The following is a 25,074-nucleotide window of genomic DNA, read 5'->3' as shown; positions in this document are numbered from 1 at the left end:
TTCAACCTAAATTAAAGAGAATTTCTATATCTTTTGCAATATTTAAAGTGCAGGACATGAGATTTGCAGTAATAGACCTTGGTACCAATACATTTCATTTGCTGATTGCAGAAGGAGTAGATCGTATTTTATATAAAACCACCGTACCAGTATTGTTAGGGCAGGGGCGGATCAATCAAAATATAATTATCCCCGAGGCGATGGAAAGGGGCATTCGCACGCTCACCCAGTTCAAAGCGACAATTGATAACTACCAGGTAGATGTCATCAAAGCAGTAGCTACATCTGCAGTACGCAGTGCGGAAAATGGACATGAGTTTGTGGCCGGAGCCGCAGCAATAGGCATTCATATAGAAATGATTACCGGTGAGGCAGAAGCAGGGTATATATTCAGGGGGGTAATGGCTACGGGCCTGATCCAACAAACGAGCCTTGTAATGGATATAGGTGGTGGTAGTACGGAGTTCATTATTTGTAATCCCGAAAAAGCGCTCTGGCAGAAGAGCTATAACATAGGTGCCGCCCGGTTAATGCAGGCTTATTTTCATTCAGATCCGCTTAGCAATACCGAACATCAATCCATTATTCATCACCTTGACAATACATTAGCGGATTTAAAAACTGCCTGTGCGCAATACAAACCTTCTCTGTTAGTAGGTTCTGCAGGTGCTTTTGAATCCTTTGCCGCCTTATTGAATGATGGGAACGAGATAGGAGAGGTAGCTGCGGCAAGTCTTGATATAGATAAATACAAAATAATCTCCCGCCGTTTAATGAATTCTACACACAATGAAAGAGCAAACATGAAAGGTTTAATTTCACTGCGTGTAGATATGATAGTGATTGCTGCTATTATTACCGACTATGTATTGGAGCAATTTAATTTACAGCAACTGAGCCTTTCTGCTTATGATCTTAAAATGGGTGTTTTAGCCAGCCTTCGGGAAGAAATACAGGAGTAACCAGACCCTTACTCCTGTATGCTTTAATCTCAATCCTCCGTGCAAATCCCATTCGTCCCATTCCCTGCAAACGTATTTCCCCACTGTCCAAAATTCGTGACCAGTGCCGGATGCCGCTCACTAATTGCACAACCCGTATTATTCGTAATTGTATTATTATAAATCTGACAACCGTCATCCACCACATTCAGATTATTCTGAAACCTGATCCCATGCCCATTGGTTAAATCTATCGTACAATCATGAATCTGTGCACCATTAGATGCATCTATACCAATACCACCTACACCTCTTGACCCGGTATTATTCTTATAAATCCAGATATTGCTCACGTTGCAATTATGAGAAAATACATCAATCGTCAATCCTTCCGCACCATTTTCGTACAACTGACTATTAATAATATCATTGTCTGAACAACCGGACTGAGAGATGCCACACATGTAATTGTAATAACACTTCACGCCCTCTACCCACAAATTATTCGCCTGGTGCAACAATAAACCGGTATTGCCACTATTCCTGAAATGGCTGTTGTAAATTTTGGTATAATTACCAAACACCCGCATGCAAGGTTCTGGCAGATTCCCACCATCAATATAGATCCAGTCTATATTTGTATTAATCACCCCGGCATCCACATCCAGCACAGACACGCCTGAACCTGAGCTGGTAGGCGCTTTTCGCATGTAATTAGTAGGAGCCGTAGTACTGTGCTCGCCGGCAATATACAGGCCGCTTTTGTTAATATGGACCGTACTCTTAAAATAATGATTCCCTGCCTGTACAATGATCTGATCACCGCTGGAAGATTGATCAATCAGGCTTTGAAAAGCAGTCGTTTCGTCCGCACCGTTCAGTGCCGGCAAATACCGGGTAGTAGCGGCCTGTGTGGCTGCCAATGTAGACAGATCTGTAGGTAGTTTTTCGGTAGACTTCTGACAGGAAAACAAAGAAATAGCTAGTGCTAAAAAGACGGGTCTTTTCATAATGATAATTTTGAGTTTTAACGTGAAATATGCGCTCTCGTAATAATAGGGTCGTATAAAGATAAAAAACTCCGGCAGAGATTTATCTGCCGGAGTAAAAAACTATTCACCATATTTTAATAAGAATTCAGGATTGATGGCTTTAAAGGTCACCCTGTTATGCACAAAGTGATCGTTGTACAGCTCTATCCTTTCTTTGACAGGACGGATCACAATTCCCTCTGCCCATGCATCAGGACAGATAGTACTCCTGATAGTTGCCTTCCTCACCAGTTCCTCAATGTCATTTTCCAGCACGTAGTCAGTAGTCAACACAGGTACGGTGCTCAGTTCCAATGAAGACATCAGTGTGGTAAACCCTTCAAAATCCAGGTATGCGGAGTTGTCAATGTCAAATACATTGAAAAAGCGGATATGCTGTCCGCGCAACTTCATCTTATTGCTTTGTATACCTTCGCCAACCAGTTCGCCCTGGAATGCAAAATTACCATTCAACGATCGCAGTTTGTTTTCGATATCCTGTTCCCGGGCCACTTTCCACATGCTATTCCCCTCATCTTCCAGCAATTCCAGGTTACGGCTGCATACCCCGAATTCACCGTTGTTGATGAAGTAAGTAGTAGAACTACCATCCAGCTTTTCAGTGATGTAGCAGGTCTCGCCCACATATTTGTCAAGAATGTCCTGTAATACCTGTACCCTGGTTTCATCAGTTTTGGGAATGAAGCCGGGAAAAGCGCCTTTTGCCACTCCATTCAAACAGGCAGGCATAGGCGGGTCGTATTTCGTAATGCCCAGCGCATCTGTGCAATCAGCGCCTTCAGCTGCCTCAAATCCTGCAGGCAGGAAGGAGAGCGGAAACGCAATGCCCTGAGATATCTGGCCTCTCAGTCTGGCAGTCTTGATGCGCATGCCCCTGGGACGCAGAAACTCAAATTCAGGTTTAGCGGGCATCAAACTATCAATCTCGCAATAGATGCAGAGATCACCGGGTTTAAATTCATCTTTCTTTACAACTAACTGCCAGCCAAGCACATAGGCTTTCTCTATGGCGTCAGCACCTTCGATAGGTTCCAGTTTTTTGATCCTTTGGATACTTGCTAGTTTTCTCATGTTTAATTTAGGTTGGGATTAAAAAGAAAAAGCCCCGCAATTGCTTGCGGGGCTTGTATTATACAGAATAAGGTAATCCTTTATTTATCAGTACAATAAGCCCCGGATAGCGCATATTGGCGATATACGCCTGCGCTGATCATTGGTGCTGTATGTTGTACTTGTTTCATTTTAAAGTTTTGCGGAGGCAAAGATATAGGAAAGTTTTGATATCATCCAAACTATAGCATGACTATAGTATTAAAAGGGGATCAATAGATCACCAAAAGGGCACCTCAATATCCCCAGGGATATTGAAGTGCCCTTTTGGTATCCTTATAGTGCCATTTTAGAAGTGAAGCTTCACTGACTCTTTGATATGAGCAAACTCCGGCTGTTGCTCGTATCGAACCTTATCCTTAAAACCATTGTTTACTGCCTGCTGCAATGCTGTTTCAGCATGCGCTGCATCTCCTGCCCGTGCATACAATATGGCAGAAAAATAATAAGCTTCGCTATTGGTAGGATCTGCCAGCTCATACAAATCCACAAAATGCCTTGCCACATCGTCTGTATGACTGGCTATATAATGATTGCTTACAGAATAGAACATCAGGGACAAATAAGCTAATAACCGTTGATTCATAGCACCTTCGAACGAAGGAAGCTGTGCCCCTGCATTCAGTGAACGAATCGTTTTGGGCCAGTAAGCCGTATCCTGTGTGCCTAAATTCGCATTATAAGCCGCTTTGGTATTTTGTTCCTTTACCAACACCGCCATCTGCTCCTGGGACTGTGTTTTATACGCAGGATTACTCAGAATAATATCCAGCTGATTTTTAAAGAAATTATCATTCGGCATATAACTCAGTAATAACCTGCACTCCGTTTCCGCTTTCAAAAACTGGTTCGACTGCACATCCATTTCCATCCTTGTTCTGCTTCTCGCCATAAAATCCGGCGGCGCAGCTCCCTCATCTGCCTTTATGCCTGCAAATGCTATATCCATAGCTGTAGCCGGCGCCCACTCATGTTTTCCATTGTAAGGAATCAGGTGATGCTTCGTGTTGGTTTTATTCAATGCCATATGATACCCCAGCAGATCTGTCAGGTTCAAATCTCCCTCGCCCGCCAGCGTGGTATAGGTAAATGGAAAATCCGCCGGCGGCGTACCATCCGGTAACCCTGCTCCATTGACAATCACGGCTTTAATACCCGGATGATTCAGCGCTACATATCCCGCTACTTTTGCCCCTCCTGAAAATCCAAGGGCATACACATGACTGGTATCGATGTGTAGCCGCGCCCGGGTATCTTTTTCCAGCGCCTGCCAGATGTTTTCCGTAGTACCCCAGTCATTCCCGTTCTTCGAATTATTGCTCCCCACCAGTATATACCCATACTTATCTGCCAGCGTCTTATAATTATTTAATGGCAATACCCCCGCGCCATGGGCATCAAAACAGTAAATGACCGCCCCATTGTTGCCAGGGGGAATATACAGGGCGTATGTCTGCGATGGATCGGCCTTACAGGCTACGGTGTCTATGACTTTCCCGGTAGGAAAGCTCTCTGGATGACTACAGGCTGTTGCCTGCAACATAAAAAGGAGCAAAAAACATCTCATGACATAAATTTAAAACATTTATTAAAGTGATTATCTTCACAGTCTATAAAAACCATTATTTTGAACTTCAAGACCTTGCCACTAAGAGCAGCCCTGGAAAACGATTTGTTAGACTCCCTTACGACTGACTACGATCTGTTCGAAGAAAACCTGGATACCCTGCAAATCAGGATCTACGAAGGGGATACTGTACTGAATGAAATTGTAGACCTCTATGACCTATATTATGAACAAAACATTGCAGGCATTATTGTAAACGGACACCTCACTGTCAATGCTCCCATCATCGATTTTGAACCGGATACCTACAGTTGTTTTTTGCAGGTACATGGTTCCCTGACCTGTACACGCCTGGTAGCAGGTTGTGCAGAAATTATTGTCAATGGAGATGTGAATGTTGCCGATGTAATGGTTGCTTACTACAACCATGGCAATGTTGAAATAGCCGGCGACCTGAATGGGGAGTTATTGATCATTGATGACCATGGTGCGCGTATCAAAGGAAAGATCAATGCGGCCACCTATTGTCGTGGATGGCAGATACCGGCTGCTGATTATACCGATTGGAAAAAGATCCTGATCCCGGATATTGCCGCTCAATTACTCGACGAAGACAATTATCTCTTTGCCGGTGATGTACGCCTCCTGAAACTATTACAGGCAGGTGTACCCGTTTTCAAACCCTCATTGAGGCATATCTCTGCTGATAATAATCCTGCGCCGCAGGTTGTAGGCTTTGAAGCAATTAAACCGCTGGTACAACATTTACCTGCTAAGTATGAAGACTACCCCTTTGCCCTGGCAGAGAAAATGCCGGAACGCGATGACCTGAAGTTCCTGCTCTACAGTGGTACCACTGTACTGGAGTCATTGGACCTTGATATACCTGATTACTTTGGCATCGTTGTAACAGGCGATCTCATTGTGAATGGCAATATCGTGAATGAGGAAACAGACGGTGCCTGCTCCCTGATCGTATTGGGTAATTTAAAAGCAAAAAACGTCATTGTAGGTGGCCAGCTTATTTATGTGACGGGTTATGTAGCAGTGCAGGAACTGCTGATGGGAATCTATAACCATGGAGAATTTAATAGCCAGTCCTATGTATGGGCGCCGGTGGTGATAGCAGATGATTACCGTTTCCATTTCTCTCATCTCGCCACTGTGAAAGTATTGGATTTTAATGATGACGACGACAAGGAAATCATCAGGGAAAAAGTAATTGATGAATTGTTTGACCAGGAAGACTGGTTCTTATATTATACTACAGTCAAAGAAGGCATTCCTTTGTTAAAGCCCGCCCTTCAGCGAAATGTTATTACAAAGGAAGATTTTCTCAACCTGCTGCATGTCCCTTTGTTCGGGCCGGATCATTTACGGTTGGCGATTAATGAAGACGGCTGGCATATTGCATTGAACAAAGGCGGGGAGATCGATGAAGACGGGGAAGCTGTGCCCGGTTCTATTACCGCTATTCATACGGAAAACGAAAAGAATTATTTCTGGTACATCACCGATGAAGATACCATCGGTACCCTGATAGAAGATGAAGCGGAAAACTGGGTGAACGTGCCGAATGATGCAGAAGTATTGAAAGCCTTCACCACCATCGAAGGTTATGTAAACAGGAAGATCAAATGGAATAATAAACTCATCAAAACAATCGATAAAGACCAACTCTGGAAACTGATCTGGATGTTCAGAAATACACCGGATGAAACCATCTTCCAGGGATTGGCTGTTTCAGTATTCAGAAGAGTGTTGTATGCAGCGGAGTTCCCTTATGCCTACATCTTTACTAAGTACCAGGAAGATAGCCAGCATCGTGGGCTGGCTGATAGCCCTTACTGGCTGGTGGGTGCTGCGCTGCTGGACGGATTGATTGCAGCAGGATTAGCGGGTGAAATTACAAGATCAGTGCCGCTATCCGAAAGAGTGCAGGAATTAAATAGTATTTTAGACTATTACTGGGGCGTGCATATTACACTGCATGAGCGGTTTGTACACGATCCGATAGACAAGAGTTTTATGTGTGGCCTGAATGGTATGCTCACTGAGCAGCAGGGTGCTTTGTTAAGACTGGATGCAGGTGTTGGTTCATTCATTATAGCAGGCACGCATGTGAAAGATCTGGATATACTGAATGAACTCATGCATCCATTTGGTGTATTCCCTAAATATTTTACTGATGCAGATGAGGAAGAAGAAACGGAATTAAAGAAGATAGCGGAAACATTAAAGTCAGCCGATATTACTCAATTACATGAAGCCCGCGTACATCAGCCAAAGTTATGGGATTATGTATACAATGAAAGGGGAGATGTAAAGTACTGGCAGGAATGGATAGATGACCTGAAAAATAAAATTGAACTGGCGGGTGGATCTGCTGCTATATTCAGGGGGGAAGATGATGCACCGCCAATGGAGCCTGAGTTAGATCACTGGCTCACCTGGTGTGAAAAGTATGAGGCGATCAGCGAAGAATGCAATATTATTCCAGAATAAGATAAAGGGAGTGCGATACGCACTCCCTTATACTTTTTTTACCTGATCATTGGCAGATACTTCTTCCAGTTTTCAATAATAATCCAAAGCAAGATCGCCCAGATTACAAACACCATCGGTAACCCACTTGGTGCCACCGTAGCATGCGTGAGCGCTACCCCAACCATCACCGGGAAAATAACGATCGCACCCAGCGCCCTTGTTTTAGGAATAATGATTAATACCCCACCCAGAATTTCTGCAACGGCTATGAGGGGCATTAGCCAGGAGATCTCCATGAAAGCTGCATTGTCAGCCATCAAAGCAGGCGGCAAATCTTTGGGTTCAGGCATATAATGAAAGAACTTGGCGAAGCCGCCATTAAGGAGCAATAGCCCGAACAATACAGACAGAATGTTATAGATTATTTTCTTCATATATTTTGGTGATTTATCATCCAGTTGATCCCGAACTTATCTGTAAAGCTACCAAAGTAAGCACCCCAGAACATATCCTGCAAAGGCATCGAGACATTTCCCCCGGCAGATAATTCGTTAAATAACCTCGCTGCTTCTTCTCTTGATGAAGGCTCTACATTGATATGCATATTGTTGCCTTGTGTCACCGTGAATCCCATTTCCTTTGGTGCATCTGTACCCATCAGGATATGCCCGCCTGGCAATGGTAATTCCACATGAATGACCAGGTTCTTCAATGCCTCATTTACTTCTCCTGGTACATCTCCAAACCGCTGTATACCATTTACGAACTCAGTCTTAAAAACAGATTTATAAAAGTTAAAAGCTTCTTCCGTATTGCCGGGAAAATTCACATAAGAAGATACCCTGCTCCTGTTGTCCGGCTTCTTTTGCTTACGCAGGTAGAATTGTGTACTGATATAGTGATCCAGGTTTTCAAGCCCTGCAGTAAATCCTTCCTTGAAGCCCATCTTTATCAGTGTTTCCAGGTCTTCCAGCGCCTTGAACTGTAACTCACAGGTCACCGTTGTACTATCAACATCGGTAGCAGCAAAATTGTTTGTCCAATGTGTACTCGGAAAGGAAGTATTCAGCACCTCGTTTTCATCACAAAAGGCATCCCTGCCTGCATACATTTTTTCTGGTTGAATGGTCTCATAGTCGAAGATGCACCAATGCTTTTCGTTTTCAGGGCTTACCATGGCATAAAACCACCTGCCGCCTTCCCTGAAGTCCATATACTTTGTCTCTACCCTATAAGGCTTTGGCGCCCACCACTGGTCAAGGATGTCAGCTTCTGTCCATGCCGCCCACACAAGGTCCAGGGGCGCATTAAAGGACCGCTCTACCTTAATCTTTTTGTTTGCCTTGTCTACATCAAAGTTAAAAAGGATTGCCTTGTTCATCGTTTATTTTTTTTTAGATTCGCTAATACTTTATCTAGCTGGTCAAAACGTATTTCCCACAACTTGCGGAACTGTTCCAGCCATTTGTCAATTTCTTTCATACGCTGAATTTCAAGGTGATAATAAATCTCCCGGCCCTGGTACTCCTGTTTTACAACCTCGCATTCCGTCAATATCCGCAGGTGCTTCGACACTGCCTGACGCGTGGTCTGAAAGTGCTCCGCAATGCCGTTTGGCGTCATAGCCTGCAATGCCAATAATCCTAGAATTGCTCTTCTGGTCGGATCCGCAATGGCCTGGAATATGTCTCTTCTCATGGGTTTGGTTATTTGTGAAACCATATGGTTGCAAATATATATGAAACCATTCGGTTTCACAAAATATTATTCAAAAAAAAAGCCCTCCATCACTGGAGGGCCCCTCTATAAAAGGAAAAATTTAATATCCCTGGTTCTGCGTAAATGCATTGCTCGCATCCATAGCAGACTGTGGAATAGGATAGATTCTTCTGAAAGTCTCAGATGCTGGCTTTGCTGAAGCTGGCAGTGCCGCTTCAAACTTACCAAAGCGGATCATTTCTTTTCTTCTCCACTGCTCCCAGTACATTTCAAATGCAATCTCGTTGTACAGGGTATTGGCATCCAGCGAAGTAATTGCTACACCGGGTGCGTTGTTATATAATGCTTCACGTGTTCTGGTAGTACGCAGCTTATTGATATCTGCCAGTGCCAGGTCCGTCTTACCACTACGGAAGTAAGCTTCCGCACGCATACAGTACATACCACCCAGGCGGTACAATGGAATATCTACATTGCTGGTACCGTTATCCTTTTCAGGATCGAACTCAAACTTGAAGATACGTACACCACGGTTGATCTGTGCCTGTGTAAATACAGACTGTGCCGGGTTGTCGAAATTCAGCTCAGGCGTAAAGTCCATTGCCAGCGAAGTGTTCTTTTCGCAATACAGTTTTTCTACAGCAAGTCTGCCATCGCTGGTCTTCTTCAGGGTACTGTTTGAAAGCAGGATCGGACCATATTGCTGACCTGCCAGGAAACCACGGTTAAAGTGGAACCAGGGCAGTGATGCACTGTTAGCCACGATGCTGGTAGCAGGTACGCTTACATCAGTACCATCGTTCATGAACCAGGTACCATCATCATACTGGTACTTGCGGGAAAAACGGGGATCGTCATGATTGTTAGCCCAGGTAGCATAGAACTCAGGCGTAGTACATACCGCATTGGTACCCCTGTTTGCCGAAGAAGGCTTCTGGTTTCTTTCCATCGGCATATAGGCGAAGTCGTTATCGCTGCTGCGCAGGGAATTGATGTCCTGCGAAACCACGAAGATCAGCTCTGGTCTGCCGTTATTGTCGATATCAAAGTTTCTGAAGTAGTTTGTTTCCAGGGAGAACATGGTGTTGTCTATCAACTGGGTAGTATAATAGATCACCTTGTCCATATCTGTACCATTACCGTCCACAGCTGCTTCTGTGAAGTCAAAACTTGCACCGTAACGGTTTTTGAATACTGCACGGTTCATGTACATATCTGCCAGTAAACCATAAGCAGCCTGTTTGGTAAAACGGCCATTGTGTGTACCCTGTTCTTTCAGGTTTGCGAGGTTAGGAATGATCGCCTCTACTTCTTTGATCAGGCCATCGATCGCAGTATCTGCTCTCTTTATTTCCAGTGGCGCATTGGTTACATATGGATTTCTGTAAGGTGCCTGACCATACAGGTCCAGTGTGTGGAAGGTATAGAAAGCGAGCAACCCTCTTGCTTCAGCAAGGAACAGTGCCTGGTTGGCATTGCCGTTTGCCTGGTAGGCGCTGGTTACCGCTGTCAGCGATTTGGTAATACCACTGTTCAGGTTATTCCAGCCATTTGCTACGAGTGAGTTGTCAGGACCCCAGGTGAACTCATGGATGGCACGGTATATACCACCATCACCCCAGTCACTACCACGGGTAGGCAGCATGGCTTCGTCGGTAGAATACTCCTGCAAACCAAATACGTTCGCATGGTCTACAAAGGTGGCGCTGCCCAGCTGGCCATAAGCAGCAGCAATAGCATTTTCAGGATTGGAGTTGTTAGAACCCAATACCTCATCAATTACTTTTTCTTTCAGGTCAGTACAGCTTACCATCGCTACAGTAAGCACAATACCCATATATGTATATAACGATTTCTTTCTCATGTTTCTTAGAATTTAACAGTTGCACCTAACAGGAATGTCTTAGCAGCGGGGTAAGTGGTATAATCAATACCCAACGACTGGTTACCACCTACGGTCTTGGTAGTATTCACTAACGGATCGTAGCCGGAATAATTACTGATGGTCCACAGGTTCTGTGCACTCACGTACAGGTTTACAGATTTCAGCCAGTCCTGGTGCGGGATCGTCAGCGTGTAACCCAGGCGGAGGTTAGCCAGACGGATAAAGTCTGACTTCTCCAGGTACAGGCTTGACAGCTGTACGGGGTTGGTTGTGCTGGCGCCTGCATCATAGAATTTTCTCAGTACGTTACGGTCAGATGCAAGGCTGTTGATGTTCAGGTCCAGTGCAGTATTGTTTACCAGTAAACCACCGGTCTGGCCAATGAAGTTGAAGCCCAGGTCAAATGCCTTGTAACGCAGGTTACTGTTGACACCGAAGTTGAAGTTAGGCAGTGCACCCTGGAAGATTTCCCTGTCGTTAGAGTTGATTACGCCATCACCATTTTTATCTTCGAAGATGTCTTTACCATCCTTGTCATAACCCAGGTGTTTCAGCATAAAGAAGGAACCTGCTTCGTAACCATTCTTGTAGATGTTTGCATTTACACCAGACAAACCAGGACCGGAAATACTGCCGGAGTAGAGTTCAGATACAGGCAGGTCTTTGATGGTATTGCTCAGGGTAGAACCATTTACGTCCAGCGTCCAGCTGAAATCTTTGGTGCGAACCAGTTGCGTACCCAGTGTAAATTCAAAACCTTTGTTCACGATACTTGCATCTACGTTTTTCCATACAGTCGTGGTTGGGCTGAGTGGACCTGAAGGAATGTTCAGGATAGGATCTTTCGTAGTCTTGTTATAATATTCTAATGAACCATACAGTTTACCTTTGAAGAGGGTGAAGTCCAGACCGATGTTCAGCTGTTCTACCATTTCCCATTTCAGGTCTGGGTTTGCAGTACGGTTTACAGTTACACCATTTACCAGGGTCTGGTCATTGTACAGGTAGTAACCAGATGCACTTGACAGGGAGTAGCTCGCCTGGGTGATCTTGTTCGTTACTTCCTGGTTACCTGTCTGACCCCAGCTGGCGCGGAGTTTCAGGTCCTGTACCTGGGAGATGTCTTTCATGAAGTTCTCCTGAGAGATGGTCCAGCCCAATGCAAAAGATGGGAAATAACCGTATTTGTTATTGTTACCAAAACGGGTAGAACCATCCGCACGTAAAGAGGCGGTGAGCATATAGCGGCTATCGTAGTTGTAGTTTACACGACCAAAGCCTGATTGTAATTCATTTTCCTGGGCATAACCACTTGGGCTGGTACTCGTACCGGAATAACCAGGATTGTATTCAGGAGCAACGCCTACACCCTGTGCAGCAATACCCTGCAGACCATAGGTGGTACCGGAAAAAGAGAATTTCTGGTAAGAGAAACCACCCAGTAATTCCAGGTTGTGCTTGTTGAATGACTTGTTATAAGTCAGGTAGTGCTCCACCAAAGTAGTCAGTGATTTCAGGTTGTTTTGCTGATATGCACCGGTGGGTTGCCTGTCGGTATAGTTAGGATAAATAGTAGTATTACGCTCAGAAGTAGACTTGTCTACACCATAGTTGAAACGGTAGTTCAAACCTGGCAGGATCCTGAAAGCAGCTTCGATGTTACCCAGTACACGGAAGGTATTGGTATGATCATCCCATATGCTCAGCAGGTACGCAGGGTTGTAGTGTGCGTTCATGTTGAAGTTGGTGTAAGCGCCGGTGGAGTCACGCAGGGAGCGGGTTGGGTTGGCCATCAGCGCATGAATGATGAGCTGACCATCGGAACCTGCGGTGTTACCGTTAGGTATACCGGTTTCGTTGATATCGCTCGCAGTCAGGTTCATTTTTACAGTCAGACGTTTGTCATCGAGGAAAGACTCTTCGGCATTCAGTCTGGCAGTGGTTCTTTTGAAGCTGCTTTTTTCAACGATACCATCCTGGTTCATGCGTGACAGAGACGCGAGATAGCTACCGGAGTTGGTCGTCTTACCAAAAGACACGTTGTGGTTCTGCACGAAGCCATCGCGGTAAATTACATCCTGCCAGTCAGTGTTACCACCGTGATCGTAGGCAGGAGAAACCAGTGCCTTGCGGTATTCCGCAGCATTGAGTACGTCCAGTTTTTTGATCACTTTTGAGGTACCTACATACATATCGTAAGTAAGGGTAGGGGCACCTTTGCTACCGTGTTTGGTAGTGATCAGGACTACACCGTTAGAACCTCTGGCACCGTAAATAGCTGCGGCAGAAGCATCTTTCAGGATAGTCATGGTTTCGATATCGCTGGTGTTGAGGAAGTTCAGCGGGTTCTTAGGTTCAGAAGAACCAAGACCGAAGTCCGGACCACCTGCACTCACGTTATCATTACTCAGAGGTACACCGTCTACAACGAAGAGTGGTGTACTACCGCTACGGATAGAGCCCACACCACGGATGAAGACATCCACACCGGCGCCGGGTTCACCGCTGGACTGAGCGATACGTACACCGGATACTTTACCCTGCAGCATATTGTCTACAGAGATAGGAGCACCCTGTCTGATATTATCCGCTTTCAACTGGGTGAGAGCCCCAGTTACGTCAGCTTTCGTCTGGCTACCATAACCTACTACCACTACTTCGCCCAGCTGACTGTTGCTGCTGGTCAAAGTTACTTTCATAGGTGTGCTGGTGGCTGCAATAGTTTGTTGTGTGTAGCCGATGAAGGTGAACACCAGTTGGTCACCAGGAGCGGCATCGATAGTGAATTCTCCGCGATCATTGGTTGTTGTGCCTTTGTTTGAAGAGACAGCTTTGATAGATACGCCAGGAAGTGGCGTGCCGTCTGCTCCGACTACGATCCCCTTTACAGGCGTTTGGCGGGCTGCCTGTTCATAGATACTGTGGGTAGCTGCATTGGCCACGGAAGGGCTGGCAGCCGAAAGCCATACGGCTAGCATTAAAAGTAATTGATTGTTCATTGCAATCTGCTGTTATGCTTGATTTTAAAAGACATTGTAAGTCCTGACCCGGTGGGCAGTGATTAATTATTATCAGGCTGTAAAGAATGCGTAAAGTGGGTATGCTACAAAAACGATGCACAGCTTAGTAAACCCCATTGGAAATACCTCAATCAGAACGCAAGGTGATATATTTTCAAATACTCAATTTCTCATTGGCACTACCTTCTATTAAAACAGGGTGTAATGATAGTGCGCTTTCCGGAATTTGTTGTTAATTCAAGGTTATGTTTATTTTAATTTAAAATTTTCAGGATGGATGTGTCACCTTATTAGGTGAATATCCATAGTGTTTTTTGAAAGCAAATGAGAAGTGGGACAGGTCTTCAAACCCTGCATCCAGGTAAACTTCTGCTGGCCTTTTGTTTTTTTCCCGGATCTGGTAGTGCGCTAATTCCAGCCTTTTTCGGGTGAGCCATTTTTGAGGGGAAGTATTAAACTTCTTTTTGAAATCCCTGTGAAACGTGGATAAACTTCTGCCCGTAAGATAACCGAATTTTTCCAAAGTCATATTAAACATATAATGTTTCTCCATGAAATCGATGAGGTCCAGCTTATGAGGGTCCTCAAAATTAGCGAGGGTATGATCGATGGTGGGATCGACAGTTCTGAGGATGGTGATAGCTTCTGTGAGCTTTAATTCGGCGATATTTTCAGGAAAAGGGTCGTTTATATCAAAGTAAGGTAATAAAGAAGAGAGACAGCTTTGCAGCAGGGGATGAGGGGGAAAGTGACGGATGGTGGGGTAAGCGGGTGATATTGCTACAGGAGGTTGTTGTGCGTAGAAGGCTTTGAGCCGGTCCACTGTCAGGTGCATCACCACGGATTGATAGGATTCGTTGTAGACTGTAATAAGCAGGTTTCGGGGAATAAGAAATATATCACCCGCTTTGAACACGTAAGTAGCATCCGCCTGTGTCACCTTCGTTTCGCCGGAGATAAACCAGATGAGCATGTGATGATCGAAGGAGACTTCGGTGGAGAAATGCTTTTCTGTTTGGGTGGAGAGCTTAATGTCGGGGGTGATATATTTCATATCGCTACATTTATTCTACATTAAATTGGATCTCTGCGAGGGTTTCGGTCAGTCGCCATAATTTTTCGGCATTGTCTGTGTCGATAGAATATGGTTTTATACCGTGTAGGGTAGCAGGCATAGCATAGTCATGGGTAATCTGGCCATTATCTATTTCTGCCACATCGCAGTCTTCGCAATATACGCCACCTATATTATTTAATAAAGGGCTGGTGGCACACCAGATGGTGGTAGCGGCACCCTGCGGAACGGTTTTGAGGCTGGCGGCTACTTCGGGTTTTATTTTACCATCTTCGCCAAAAGTACCCATTTCCTGGAACATGGAGATAGGTGCTTCCCGACCCAGGTCGGTGTCATTGACAGCGCCCGGGTGCACGGCATAAGCCCTGACTCCAAAGGCTTTGGCACGGGTATCTAAAGCTACGGCAAACAGGTTGTTGGCTGTTTTAGACTGCCCATAGCCCTGCAATGTTTCATAATCCCTGTGCAGGAAATTAGGATCTTCAAAATTGAAGGGTGCCATCTGGTGACCAAAGGAGGATACACTAATGACCCGGGCGGCACCGGCACTTTTGAGCGCTGGCCATAGACGGGCGGTAAGGCGGAAGTGGCCCAGGTGGTTGGTGGAAAGCTGAGATTCATTGCCTTTTTTGTCCCGGCGGAGGGGCACCCACATGATGCCTGCGTTGTTAATAAGGAGATGTAATGCACTTTCAGCGGCCAGGAAACGGGCAGAAAAGGCGTCGATGGATGCCGGGTCCATTAAATCCATTTGCCAGATTATAACCCCTTCTATACCCTTTAAATTGCGGGTAGCCTTCTCTATATCCCGGGCAGGAACGTATACCTTTGCGCCAGCATGTACGAGTGTTTTAACAGTTTCGAGGCCGATGCCGGCATAGCCACCAGTGACGATGACGGTTTTGCCTGATAGATTGATGCCTTCAATGAGTTCACGGGTGGTGGTGGTTGCGTGATATTTGCTGTTGAGCGGATGTTGTTGTTCCATCTTTTTTTTAGCAAATTTAGGGGCGTAGAAGAGAGGGAGCTTTGTTTAACGTGTCAGATTTACTTTGTTTAAAATGTCAGGCTGCACCTGGTTTAGATGCAGCCTGTTTTGTTTATTGAAATAACCATAACTGGTTACTCCCGCCATTATTCTCATACTGCTCCACCGCCGTACCGGGTGTTGCAGAGAGGGCAGGGATTTCCAATACCTTACCGCTTTGTACCCCGGTGATGGTATAATAGCCGTCTGCACTTTTAGTAATGATCCATTGCTGGTTCTCACCACCATTGTAATCATACAACTGTAATGCAGCGCCATTGGCCAGGGATTGGCCTTTTATATCCAGCGATTTTCCACTCTGTACGCCAACGATCTTATACCGGTTATTTCCTAAAAACGTCACCTGCCAGCGTTGATTCGCTCCTGCATTATCCGTCCATTGCTGTATGGCTGTACCTGAAGCCGTACCTTGTCCGGCGGCGTCCATTACCAGCCCGCTGTTTTTATTTACGATAGCGTAGGTGCCATCGGGAATTACACGCGTGCCTTTTACATACGGAGCTAATATAGCCTGCAGTAGTCCTGCGATTTTAATATGCCCTGATTCGCTGGGATGTAGATTGTCTGGCAGGTAATCAGCAGTAGATTGGGTAATCCAGCCATCTGTATTTACATAATGCACCTTCTTGTCTCCCGCGGCAATACGTGCTGCTACAGCTGCAGCAGTAGGTTGTGCCCGGATGCCCAGGAATGTTCTCAATACAAAAATCTCCGCCTCCGGAAATTTAGTCCTGATGCCGGTTAACAAATACTCATATACCGCCTGAAAGGTGCTGTCTGAATCCTCATAATCACTATCATTCGTACCCAGGTTCAACACAATTGCCTTTGGCGTATACTTTGTAAAATCCCATGCCACACGGGGTGTATAATTGGGCGGCTGTAATTTAAAATACTGGCTATCCATCGCCACGCCATGTCGCGGACTGCTTACCAGTGCAATACCGGGATAGGCGATTTGTGTATGCTCAGTGTTGAGTGCTTCGGAACAGATCCATGCATAATCCGATACATTTGCCTGATCATCCAGGTAACCGGCTGTAATAGAATCGCCGATGTATTCGATGAGATAGTCAGACGCTGCAGGTTTGCTGGTAGTAGCACCGGCATCCAGTATCAATCCCTGAAAACTAAACAGGTAGTCGTAATCCCTGCCCTGGGCAACGCTAAGCGTGTGATTACCTGCCGCTAATGGAGTAGCGGTCAGGTCTATAATACCACCTGCGTTTTTGTAAGATACCCATGGACCACCATCTATACTTGCATAGAAATTGCTGGTATTGGCGGTTTGTAGTTTTATAGTAGTACCTGTAAAGTTTACTTTGATATAAGCACCTCCCCACCAGGCATTGAATTTCGTGCCGTCACTAAAATCCCATCTGCCAAAGTACAGGATGTTGGTATCTTTCAGGCTACCATACCCTGTAGTGGGAGCAGCATAAGCTAATTGATCTGCTTTGAGCATATTGTCTTCATTTGCGCCCTTCGGGGTGCAGGCACCAATGAGAAGGGTGAGCAATATTAGGATATAATTGCGTAGCATGCATTAAAGTTTAGTAATTATCCACTGTTGGTTAGCACCATTATTCGCCTGGTACTGTTCGATCTTTGTGCCTGCTGTAGTAGAGAACGCCGGTACTTCCAGCAACTTGCCACTCTGCACGCCCTGAATAGTAAAATATCCACCGGTAGCAGGAGAAATAATGAACTGTTGATTCGCACCGCCATTGTAATCATACAATTGCAGACCAGCGCCATCCAGCAGTGATTGCCCTTTAATGTCCAATGCTCTGCCACTCTGTACACCTATTATTTTATAATGATCACCACCTACACTTGTAAGGGTCCACTGCTGATTGGTGCCACCGCCATAACTCCATTGCTGTATTGCTGTTTCATTGGCAGTACCCTGACCCGTAGCATCAAGAGAAAGGTTACTGTTCCTGTTAATGATCTTATATGTACCATCTGCCAGCGGACCGCTACCACCAATAATATGTTGTGTAGGATGTGTGGCCTGGTAAGGAATTGTTCCTTTAATCATTTTACCTGCATCATTCACCAGTCTCAGGTAAAAGTCAGCAGACACGGCTACGCCATCCTGGTCCAGGTTTACAAAGCTGGTGTTGACAGGCGTCTGGCTGGCATTCTCCGCTACTTTGAAGATGGCAGTTCCCTCATTCACCTCATCGAACATGGCAATGTACAGGCTATGCACACCTACCTGTTTCATTACGGCAACCTGTGCCCACAGGAAATCGCCATGATTTCTTGGAATTTCATTCAGCGGACTGGCAGCATTGGAATTATGGAAAGAAAATCCGGGGTAAGCAATGGGTTGATAATCGATACCATGTGCTTCACAGTAATCAAAATCTCCCTGTATCCAGGGTTGATAAGTAGATACCACCTGGGCTGCTACGGCCCACGGTGCCAGCATGTTAAACGAATTGTACACGGTAGTAAAGTTGCTCCGTGAAAATACATTCGGTTCACGCCAGTCCATCGGCACACTACCAATCACATAGTAGCCCTGATTTTTAAACCAGTTGATGACGTCCAGGCACTGTGCAGAATCGCCGGGCCCCGGTGCGGGTGCACCCTGGTAGCCCATACCGAAAATACAGATCACCGGTTTGCCATTTTGTTTGGCATAGGCAGGAGAGGAGAGGAGATTCAATGTACCCAGGATGGTATTGGTAAAATCTGATTTTAAACGCTCCTGCATGTTGACATCGCCCGAAACATCGTACATAATATAAAACTTGCGGCCGGTAGCTTCCGCAGCAGCTCTCACTTTTTGCGCCATGCCATCCCGCATGGATTTAAAGGCAGGGTCTGCGAGCTCGCCGGAGAAACGTTGGAGTGCTGCGGCATCAATGCCATTTTCCTGCATCCATCTGAAATGTGTGTTTACCGTAGACTGGTCATAAGAAGAGAACATCTTTGCAGTATCTCCATTTGCAAGATTGGGAAAGGTGCTGGCGTAGGTGATTTCATATTCACGCATATCCGGCCACATATTCAGGTTCTGGTGTGTCCATCTGTTTACAGCCGAGCCATCGCCGGGAGCGTTGAACCAGCCCTGGTAGCCAACGGTCACTTTGCCGACTACATCTCCTACGGGAGAGCTGGCAGCAGCAGCTGCTGCAACAGAAGGGGCTTTTTCATTGAGTTCTTTTTTTGTACAGCCAGATAGAAGGGCAAGCAGTAGCCCATAGGCAAGAAGGGTTTTCTTCATAAAAATAATTGGTTATTTCTGGTTGGGGGGAGGCTATTATTATGCCATTTTATAATTGGGCTGTCAATGAGTAAGTTGTGGAAAAATGGGTAGGGGTAAACGTTACGGTATTTCGTGAATTTAATAGTTGCTTGTACTATATATCATAATTTGGCAAGTTTTTTCCGGATGCGGCTCAGGCTTTCGGCTTTCATACCGAGGAAGGATGCAATGTATTGAACGGGAACATTGTGTAAAATGCCCGGGTAGTGATTGATGAGGTTTACATACCGTTGTTCAGCGGTGAGTGTAGCCAGTTCTTTGGACCGGTTTTCATTATAGGTAATAGACTGTTGGAATACACGGATACTAAAGTCTTTCATCACTTCGCTTTCAGCGGTTAAATGATCCAGGTCTTCTTTGGTGATTCTCAGAAGCTCACAATCTGTCACGCATTCTACATTTTCGTCAGATCGTGTTTGATGGATAAAATTGAAATAAGAAGTAAAGAATCCTGGTGGGCAGTTGATGTGCGTAGTAACTTCGTCTCCGTTTTCATTATAGTGAAAGAGGCGCAGATAGCCAGATACAATGTAGTACAGGTATACAGGAACTTTCCCTTCTTCCTCCAGGATACGGTTTTTGGGATATAGCACTGGTTCGAAATATTTTTCTATCAGTGCTATATCCTTTTGTTGTAAGGTTATATTAGAAGCGATGTATTCCAGCAGTTTTTTGTGCATAGTCAAAGTTACAATAATTCCCTGTGTTCCATGAGATAAGCGAATGCTTCGGTGACAGCCTGTTTAGGTGATTTGGGATTAAAACCCAGTTCCCTCCTGGCTTTGGAGATGTCGAAGTTTTGTTGCAGGCCGGAGAACATGGCGATGTCTTTCCTTGTTAGTATAGGTGCTTTATTGCTCATGCGGGCGGAGAATTCCATCATACCTGCAATGGCGAAGAGCATGAATTTAGGTACGGTGCCGGGGATTTTGAGGTGTAGTTCAGGGTATAGTTCCCGGGCGAGTTTAGTGGTGTCGGTAATGGTCATGCATTGCTCGTTTGCGAGGATGTATCGTTCACCGGGTCTACCTTTTTGGGCGGCGAGGAGGCAGCCTTCGGCTACGTCTTTTACATCTACCCAGTTCAGGGTGATGCGGGTATCCATGGGGATTTGTTTGTTCAGGATGAGTCGCAGTACGCCGTAAGATACGTTGAGCGGCAGGAAGGCATCGCTACCAATCATGGCGGATGGCATGACGGAAACGAGTTCAATACCGAATTCCCCGGCTAGCTGGAAGGCGAGAATTTCGCCATCATTTTTAGAGTTGTAATACATGTCGCGGCGGTCGGGATTGTAGCCGTTGCTTTCTTTGGTAGGAAGATCATGATAGTTCAGGGCGGCGATAGAGCTGACGTATACGATGCGTTTTACACCTGCGGCCGCGGCGGCTTCGATGGTATTGCGGGTGCCTTGCATATTTACATCGTAGATTTCTTTTGTAGGATCTTTTGCCCAGAGTTTGAAGGAGGCGCCTACGGCGTAGAAGGTGTGGACACCCTGTAATGCTTTTACAAAAGATGCTTTGTCGGTGATGTCGGCTTGTAGTACTTCACAATCGAGGCCATGGAAAGGAGTTTTGTTATTGATATTGCGGACAGTGGCTCTGACAGGGATGCCTTTTTTAATGAGGAGTCTGACGAGGTTGTTGCCCAGATGTCCGTTTGCGCCAGATACGAGGGCGAGGTTCTTTTGTGCCATTGCTGTTTTGTTTTTGATAGCACAAATGTCAGGGTTGGGGGAGGGAGTCTGCTTGACTTTTGTTAGTTAATAAAAGTATTACAATAATGATTTTACATCATAAGCCTTTTCCGGAAATAATTAAATATTTTATTATGGGAAAATATTCATATATTCAGAATATTGTTTGAAACCTATAATAATGAAGTTTAATGGTAACCCTATACCTGTACTACAGCAATTGTGGTTGGTCATCCTATGTTTGTCATTTCCCGCCGTTTTACAGGCAGGTGTCGTGTCAGATACAAACTATGTAGCAGGTATATTCAAAGAAATACAGGATAGCGGCCGCTATGTCAATGTGCTTGGTACACAGGAAATGGGCCGTCTGCCGGTGGGGCTTGTCCGTGAGATCAATGGCAGGGTATATGTCATTGCGATTGACAGTGCACGGTTCACCCCTACGGGTGCTTATCTGAATGCTTATTTCAGGTTTCCTTTTCCGGGTACGGATCAGGAATTGATTTTTGGCGGGAAGGATATTGCTTTTACTCCCGGAGGGATTGGTATGTCGGGTAATACAAGATTGGTATTACTGAAAGATCAGCATGTCCCCCTGAATGAGCATGTACATCTTCTTTTGCCGGGGGATGGGCGTAATTATATTGAATGGAATTGTAACGGCTTTAATGGGGCTGAATTGAGTGGTGTATTTGAATTTGATAAAGGATGGTTTACACCGGAAGATCCATTGGCAGATCAGCTAAAAGCCACCTTACAGGTGCACGTTTCAGATCTCAGTGATATGATGGCTGGTGTAGATTTGCCTGCTTTCCATATAGCTGGGCTGAAAGATTTTTCTTTTAAAGTACGGAATGCAGTAGTGGATTTGAGTGATCTGGCTAATCCAACAGGTTTGAAAGACACCGATGTATTATGGAGAGGATTTTATTTGCAGGAACTGGAAATTGGGTTACCTGCCCAACTTGGCCGGCCATCAATAAAAGTAACTGATTTTATCATTGATGATCAGGGTGTCAGTGGTTCATTAACAGCTACAGATGTGGTGCAGTTAGGGGATGCAAATTTAAGTGGATGGCCAATTTCAATCAATAAACTAGGAATTGGTTTTAGTAAAAATAAGTTGAACGGAGGTACACTGGGGGGCCAGTTGCAAATAGGTTTCCTGGGCAAAACACCTGTCGATTATGAAGCGTCTGTAAATATGCGGGGCAGTGATCCTTATTATTCATTTGCCTTGTCCATAGCAGAAGATAGAAAGTATGCATGTTTTGCAGGTGAAATAATCTTAGACAAAAATTCCCGCATTGAAGTAAGAAATTTTGTACCGGTAGCCACCCTGCATGGAAAAGTCAATATTAATAAAGGGGTACTGAATATACAGGGTGTCGCATTTCAGGACCTGGTGCTCTCTACAGAACAGCCTTATGTACATAGCGGCACTTTTTCTTTGAATAGTAATAGCAGTAAAATGGCTGCTTTCCCAGTTTCATTTGATAGTATCCGGTTAGGTATTTCCGAAGGAAAGATCGCTATTGGTGCAGGTGTGAAACTGAACTTCATGAATGCATCAGACAAGGGTTTCAGTGGATCTACCTCATTTGTAGTGACGGATGGAAAAGTCAGCATCAGCGATATTCACCTCAGGGTAGCGGTAATGGCTTTTAAAATGGATGGAATACTGACCCTCTTTGACAAGCATCCTGTATACGGCAATGGTTTCAGGGGATATCTAAAATTCAGCCTGCCGGGACCTATCCCCGAGGCAAAGGCCACTGCTTATTTCGGTTCAAAAGATGATTATAGGTATTATCATGTCGATGCTTATGTAGGTACAAATATTCCTATTCCACCTATGCTCAATCTCACAGGGTTAATGGGCGGACTATCCTATCATATGGAACGACCGGGTAATTTTGACCCATATGCCTCGCGGAATGCAGTAGATCAACGAGGAGGATTGAAAGATGTAGACGAAATCTTTCAATATATTCCTTCCAGAGAGGCGGGGTTGGGTTTTATGGGTGGTGTATCACTGGCACTCGTGAAAGAAATGATCGTGAATGTCAATGCATCGCTGGAAGTGCAATTTGGTACAGATGGCGGTTTCCGTTATGCGCAATTTGATGGAGAGGGCTATGTGCTGCATTTACCTGTAAAGGCGCCTGCCAGCGACGAAGGTGCGCCCATCCGTATCACCCTGAAAATGCGCTATGATAATGTGAATAGTACATTCGATGCAATTGCAAAGACCTATATCAATTGCTTTATGAAAGGCAATGGAGAAAGTGCATTGCATATAGGCCCGGATGACTGGTACTTTTATATAGGTCGTCCTTCACAGATGTTTAACCTGGACATTGCAGGACTAGCCACGGTAAAAACTTATTTCATGACCGGCTCTCAGCTGGAAGATATGCCCCCGTTACCGAAAGAGGTCAGTGACGTATTGGGAGAATATAATACAATGGATTTCCCTTTACAATCAGGAGGTGGCCTTGCCTTTGGCGCACATTTCTCTACGGCATTTAGTTTTGACTATGGCGTATACGGAGACTTTGCCATTGGGGCAGGCGCTGATATTTGTTTGCGTGATTATGGAGCTGCCCGTTGCAAAGGCAGTAATGAGGTCATTGGCATCAATGGCTGGTATGCCTCCGGACAGGCCTACGCTTACCTGAACGGAGAAGTGGGTATGCGGGTAAAAGTATTTGGTAAGAAAAGAGGGTTCCCTATCGCAAAGCTGGCAGCAGCGGTATTGTTACAGGCCAGGATGCCGAACCCCAGTTGGATGAAAGGAATGGTAGGTGTGAAATATTCCGTATTAGGAGGGATGGTCCACGGCACTGCCAGTATCAAAGTAGAACTGGGTACGGAGTGTGAGATAGTGGGAGGAAAGGAACTGGATCTGCCTGTTATCAATGATATCAGACCAGGCGATCAATCTACTGAAGTCAGTGTATTTGCTACGCCGCAGGTGGCTTTCAATATTCCCATTACAAAACCATTTGCTATGCTAAATAATTATGATGAAGTAGAAACGTACCGGGTACAATTGGATGGAATCACCTTATCCAACAATAAAATGGTTATTACAGGTACAACCGAAATTGCAGCAGATGGTACAACGGCCTTGTTAAACCTCAAAGATATATTGCCGCCGACAAGTACGCTGTATGCAACAGCAAAAGTGCATATTGAAAAACAGAATGGCGCTGGGTGGATGGCACTGGAAGATAGCGAAACCAAATCAGTTTCCTTTACAACAGGCACTGCACCGGATTATATACCATGGGAGAATGTAGCCTATGAATACCCGATAAAAGATCAATATCATTTTCTGCCAAAGGAATTCCCTGCTGGTTATATCAAACTAAAACGGGGGCAGCCATATTTGTTCTCAGATGAAATAGCGGTAGATATGGTTGCAGAAAGCGGGCATTCCATAAAAGCTTCCTTTGTCTATGATTCAGTGATGGCCCAATTGAATTTCGCTATTCCGCCGGGTATGATGAAGGAAATGGCTTATACATTGCGTGTATTACGTGAGCGCAAAGCTACCACTGACAATGTGGTGGCTGGCAGTAATATGATCACGGCTGCAGATGGAGACACGACTATCATTACACAAAATACCCTGAAAGGCGATGCCACTGCTGCTGTCAGCAAGGAATTGATAGGCTATGGATTCCGTACCAGTATGTATAACACATTCATTGAGAAAATGAGTAGCGCAACCCATCCACGTGATTTCTTTGATGTGGGTACTGGTTATATCAGTGTAATCGGTCAGCGCTGGGATATGCAGGAGACATTTGATCAGTTTGAATTAAACGGGCTTGTCTCCCTGAAAGCAAATATCAATAATAGCTGGCTGCAAAACCAGATCATCCCATTGATTTACGGTAAAACCACTCCGCCATTGGATGCTGTTTATCTCGCCAATGATACTTACACAGCTGGCCGTGCCCGTATGATCTATTATGTATCCTGCGAAGCAAATATTGACTATCATGAATTGCTAAACAGCACCGCCAGATTAAATCCAACCTCACCATTGCTCACCAGTCTGTACCCTGATTTACAGCAGAATATTTATTATCCTGTCGATATTACCTACCGGCTACCGGGCACAAACCATATCACCTCATCTATCACCAAATCTATTTATTACAAACCATAATAGCT

The 25,074-nt window shown here is 45.1% G+C and carries 17 protein-coding genes; 3 read left to right on the top strand and 14 right to left on the bottom strand.

The features are described 5' to 3' along the window. Nucleotides 1-56 precede the first annotated feature (56 nt). On the top strand, nt 57-962 hold the full coding sequence (locus ABDW16_RS22620) for an exopolyphosphatase (RefSeq protein ID WP_343672935.1): 906 nt from the start codon (nt 57-59) through the stop codon (nt 960-962). Between the two features lie 29 nt (nt 963-991). Here the strand turns inward: ABDW16_RS22620 and ABDW16_RS22615 are convergent, their stop codons facing one another. The 3 genes from ABDW16_RS22615 to ABDW16_RS22605 all read right to left on the bottom strand — a co-directional run bounded on the left by ABDW16_RS22615 (nt 992) and on the right by ABDW16_RS22605 (nt 4,670). Continuing rightward, nucleotides 992-1,951 (bottom strand): right-handed parallel beta-helix repeat-containing protein, encoded by a 960-nt coding sequence (locus ABDW16_RS22615; RefSeq protein ID WP_343672934.1) that lies wholly within the window; start codon nt 1,949-1,951, stop codon nt 992-994. A 102-nt stretch (nt 1,952-2,053) separates the two neighbouring features. Beyond that, complete coding sequence (locus ABDW16_RS22610; RefSeq protein ID WP_343672933.1) at nt 2,054-3,064, bottom strand: RNA ligase (ATP); 1,011 nt, start codon at nt 3,062-3,064, stop codon at nt 2,054-2,056. Nucleotides 3,065-3,392: 328 nt separating this feature from the next. After that, entirely contained in the window at nt 3,393-4,670 is a 1,278-nt protein-coding gene (locus ABDW16_RS22605) for a hypothetical protein (protein WP_343672932.1), read from the bottom strand. Between the two features lie 60 nt (nt 4,671-4,730). Between ABDW16_RS22605 and ABDW16_RS22600 the strand changes: the two genes are divergently transcribed. After that, the gene (locus ABDW16_RS22600; protein ID WP_343672930.1) at nt 4,731-7,175 is read left to right on the top strand and encodes a hypothetical protein; all 2,445 of its coding nucleotides are present in this window, start codon (nt 4,731-4,733) and stop codon (nt 7,173-7,175) included. Nucleotides 7,176-7,213: 38 nt separating this feature from the next. On the opposite strand, the gene ABDW16_RS22595 is transcribed toward ABDW16_RS22600, so the two are convergent. From ABDW16_RS22595 to ABDW16_RS22545, 11 genes are all read right to left on the bottom strand, one after another. Beyond that, nucleotides 7,214-7,591 carry a DoxX family protein gene (locus ABDW16_RS22595; protein WP_343672928.1) on the bottom strand — a complete coding sequence of 126 codons (378 nt, stop codon included), beginning with the start codon at nt 7,589-7,591 and terminating at the stop codon, nt 7,214-7,216. After that, nucleotides 7,588-8,538, bottom strand: coding sequence for an SRPBCC domain-containing protein (locus ABDW16_RS22590; RefSeq protein WP_343672926.1), 951 nt, complete (start codon nt 8,536-8,538; stop codon nt 7,588-7,590). Before ABDW16_RS22590 ends, ABDW16_RS22595 begins: the two co-directional genes overlap by 4 nt. Beyond that, nucleotides 8,535-8,855 (bottom strand): metalloregulator ArsR/SmtB family transcription factor, encoded by a 321-nt coding sequence (locus tag ABDW16_RS22585; protein ID WP_343672924.1) that lies wholly within the window; start codon nt 8,853-8,855, stop codon nt 8,535-8,537. Before ABDW16_RS22585 ends, ABDW16_RS22590 begins: the two co-directional genes overlap by 4 nt. A 121-nt stretch (nt 8,856-8,976) precedes the next feature. Next, nucleotides 8,977-10,740: a RagB/SusD family nutrient uptake outer membrane protein gene (locus ABDW16_RS22580; protein WP_343672922.1), complete on the bottom strand. Its 1,764-nt coding sequence runs from the start codon at nt 10,738-10,740 to the stop codon at nt 8,977-8,979. A gap of 5 nt (nt 10,741-10,745) precedes the next feature. Further along, complete coding sequence (locus ABDW16_RS22575; protein ID WP_343672920.1) at nt 10,746-13,760, bottom strand: TonB-dependent receptor; 3,015 nt, start codon at nt 13,758-13,760, stop codon at nt 10,746-10,748. Nucleotides 13,761-14,049: 289 nt separating this feature from the next. Further along, nucleotides 14,050-14,835 (bottom strand): AraC family transcriptional regulator, encoded by a 786-nt coding sequence (locus tag ABDW16_RS22570; protein WP_343672919.1) that lies wholly within the window; start codon nt 14,833-14,835, stop codon nt 14,050-14,052. Nucleotides 14,836-14,845: 10 nt separating this feature from the next. Then, nucleotides 14,846-15,844, bottom strand: a complete 999-nt coding sequence (locus ABDW16_RS22565) for an SDR family NAD(P)-dependent oxidoreductase (RefSeq protein WP_343672918.1) — start codon at nt 15,842-15,844, stop codon at nt 14,846-14,848. A gap of 112 nt (nt 15,845-15,956) precedes the next feature. Then, on the bottom strand, nt 15,957-17,447 hold the full coding sequence (locus tag ABDW16_RS22560) for an RICIN domain-containing protein (RefSeq protein ID WP_343672916.1): 1,491 nt from the start codon (nt 17,445-17,447) through the stop codon (nt 15,957-15,959). A gap of 3 nt (nt 17,448-17,450) precedes the next feature. Next, nucleotides 17,451-19,145 carry an RICIN domain-containing protein gene (locus ABDW16_RS22555; RefSeq protein ID WP_343672914.1) on the bottom strand — a complete coding sequence of 565 codons (1,695 nt, stop codon included), beginning with the start codon at nt 19,143-19,145 and terminating at the stop codon, nt 17,451-17,453. 143 nt (nt 19,146-19,288) lie between these two features. After that, nucleotides 19,289-19,867 (bottom strand): Crp/Fnr family transcriptional regulator, encoded by a 579-nt coding sequence (locus ABDW16_RS22550; protein WP_343672912.1) that lies wholly within the window; start codon nt 19,865-19,867, stop codon nt 19,289-19,291. Between the two features lie 8 nt (nt 19,868-19,875). After that, the gene (locus tag ABDW16_RS22545) at nt 19,876-20,886 is read right to left on the bottom strand and encodes an NAD-dependent epimerase/dehydratase family protein (RefSeq protein WP_343672910.1); all 1,011 of its coding nucleotides are present in this window, start codon (nt 20,884-20,886) and stop codon (nt 19,876-19,878) included. A 181-nt stretch (nt 20,887-21,067) separates the two neighbouring features. Here ABDW16_RS22545 and ABDW16_RS22540 point away from each other — a divergent pair, with 181 nt between their 5' ends. Then, nucleotides 21,068-25,069 (top strand): hypothetical protein, encoded by a 4,002-nt coding sequence (locus tag ABDW16_RS22540; protein ID WP_343672908.1) that lies wholly within the window; start codon nt 21,068-21,070, stop codon nt 25,067-25,069. Nucleotides 25,070-25,074: the final 5 nt, after the last annotated feature.

Origin of the sequence: Chitinophaga sp. (assembly GCF_039596135.1) — a bacterium.
Classification (GTDB): domain Bacteria; phylum Bacteroidota; class Bacteroidia; order Chitinophagales; family Chitinophagaceae; genus Chitinophaga.
This window is presented reverse-complemented; position numbering and strand designations above follow the sequence as displayed.

Excerpts from the sequence above, each read along its gene's own strand:
- ABDW16_RS22605 (WP_343672932.1), bottom strand. The coding sequence starts at position 4,670 with ATGAGATGTTTTTTGCTCCTTTTTATGTTGCAGGCAACAGCCTGTAGT.
- ABDW16_RS22570 (WP_343672919.1), bottom strand. The coding sequence starts at position 14,835 with ATGAAATATATCACCCCCGACATTAAGCTCTCCACCCAAACAGAAAAG.
- ABDW16_RS22595 (WP_343672928.1), bottom strand. The coding sequence starts at position 7,591 with ATGAAGAAAATAATCTATAACATTCTGTCTGTATTGTTCGGGCTATTG.
- ABDW16_RS22580 (WP_343672922.1), bottom strand. The coding sequence starts at position 10,740 with ATGAGAAAGAAATCGTTATATACATATATGGGTATTGTGCTTACTGTA.
- ABDW16_RS22575 (WP_343672920.1), bottom strand. The coding sequence starts at position 13,760 with ATGAACAATCAATTACTTTTAATGCTAGCCGTATGGCTTTCGGCTGCC.
- ABDW16_RS22550 (WP_343672912.1), bottom strand. The coding sequence starts at position 19,867 with ATGCACAAAAAACTGCTGGAATACATCGCTTCTAATATAACCTTACAA.
- ABDW16_RS22545 (WP_343672910.1), bottom strand. The coding sequence starts at position 20,886 with ATGGCACAAAAGAACCTCGCCCTCGTATCTGGCGCAAACGGACATCTG.
- ABDW16_RS22615 (WP_343672934.1), bottom strand. The coding sequence starts at position 1,951 with ATGAAAAGACCCGTCTTTTTAGCACTAGCTATTTCTTTGTTTTCCTGT.
- ABDW16_RS22610 (WP_343672933.1), bottom strand. The coding sequence starts at position 3,064 with ATGAGAAAACTAGCAAGTATCCAAAGGATCAAAAAACTGGAACCTATC.
- ABDW16_RS22555 (WP_343672914.1), bottom strand. The coding sequence starts at position 19,145 with ATGAAGAAAACCCTTCTTGCCTATGGGCTACTGCTTGCCCTTCTATCT.
- ABDW16_RS22540 (WP_343672908.1), top strand. The coding sequence starts at position 21,068 with ATGAAGTTTAATGGTAACCCTATACCTGTACTACAGCAATTGTGGTTG.
- ABDW16_RS22620 (WP_343672935.1), top strand. The coding sequence starts at position 57 with ATGAGATTTGCAGTAATAGACCTTGGTACCAATACATTTCATTTGCTG.
- ABDW16_RS22590 (WP_343672926.1), bottom strand. The coding sequence starts at position 8,538 with ATGAACAAGGCAATCCTTTTTAACTTTGATGTAGACAAGGCAAACAAA.
- ABDW16_RS22585 (WP_343672924.1), bottom strand. The coding sequence starts at position 8,855 with ATGAGAAGAGACATATTCCAGGCCATTGCGGATCCGACCAGAAGAGCA.
- ABDW16_RS22565 (WP_343672918.1), bottom strand. The coding sequence starts at position 15,844 with ATGGAACAACAACATCCGCTCAACAGCAAATATCACGCAACCACCACC.
- ABDW16_RS22560 (WP_343672916.1), bottom strand. The coding sequence starts at position 17,447 with ATGCTACGCAATTATATCCTAATATTGCTCACCCTTCTCATTGGTGCC.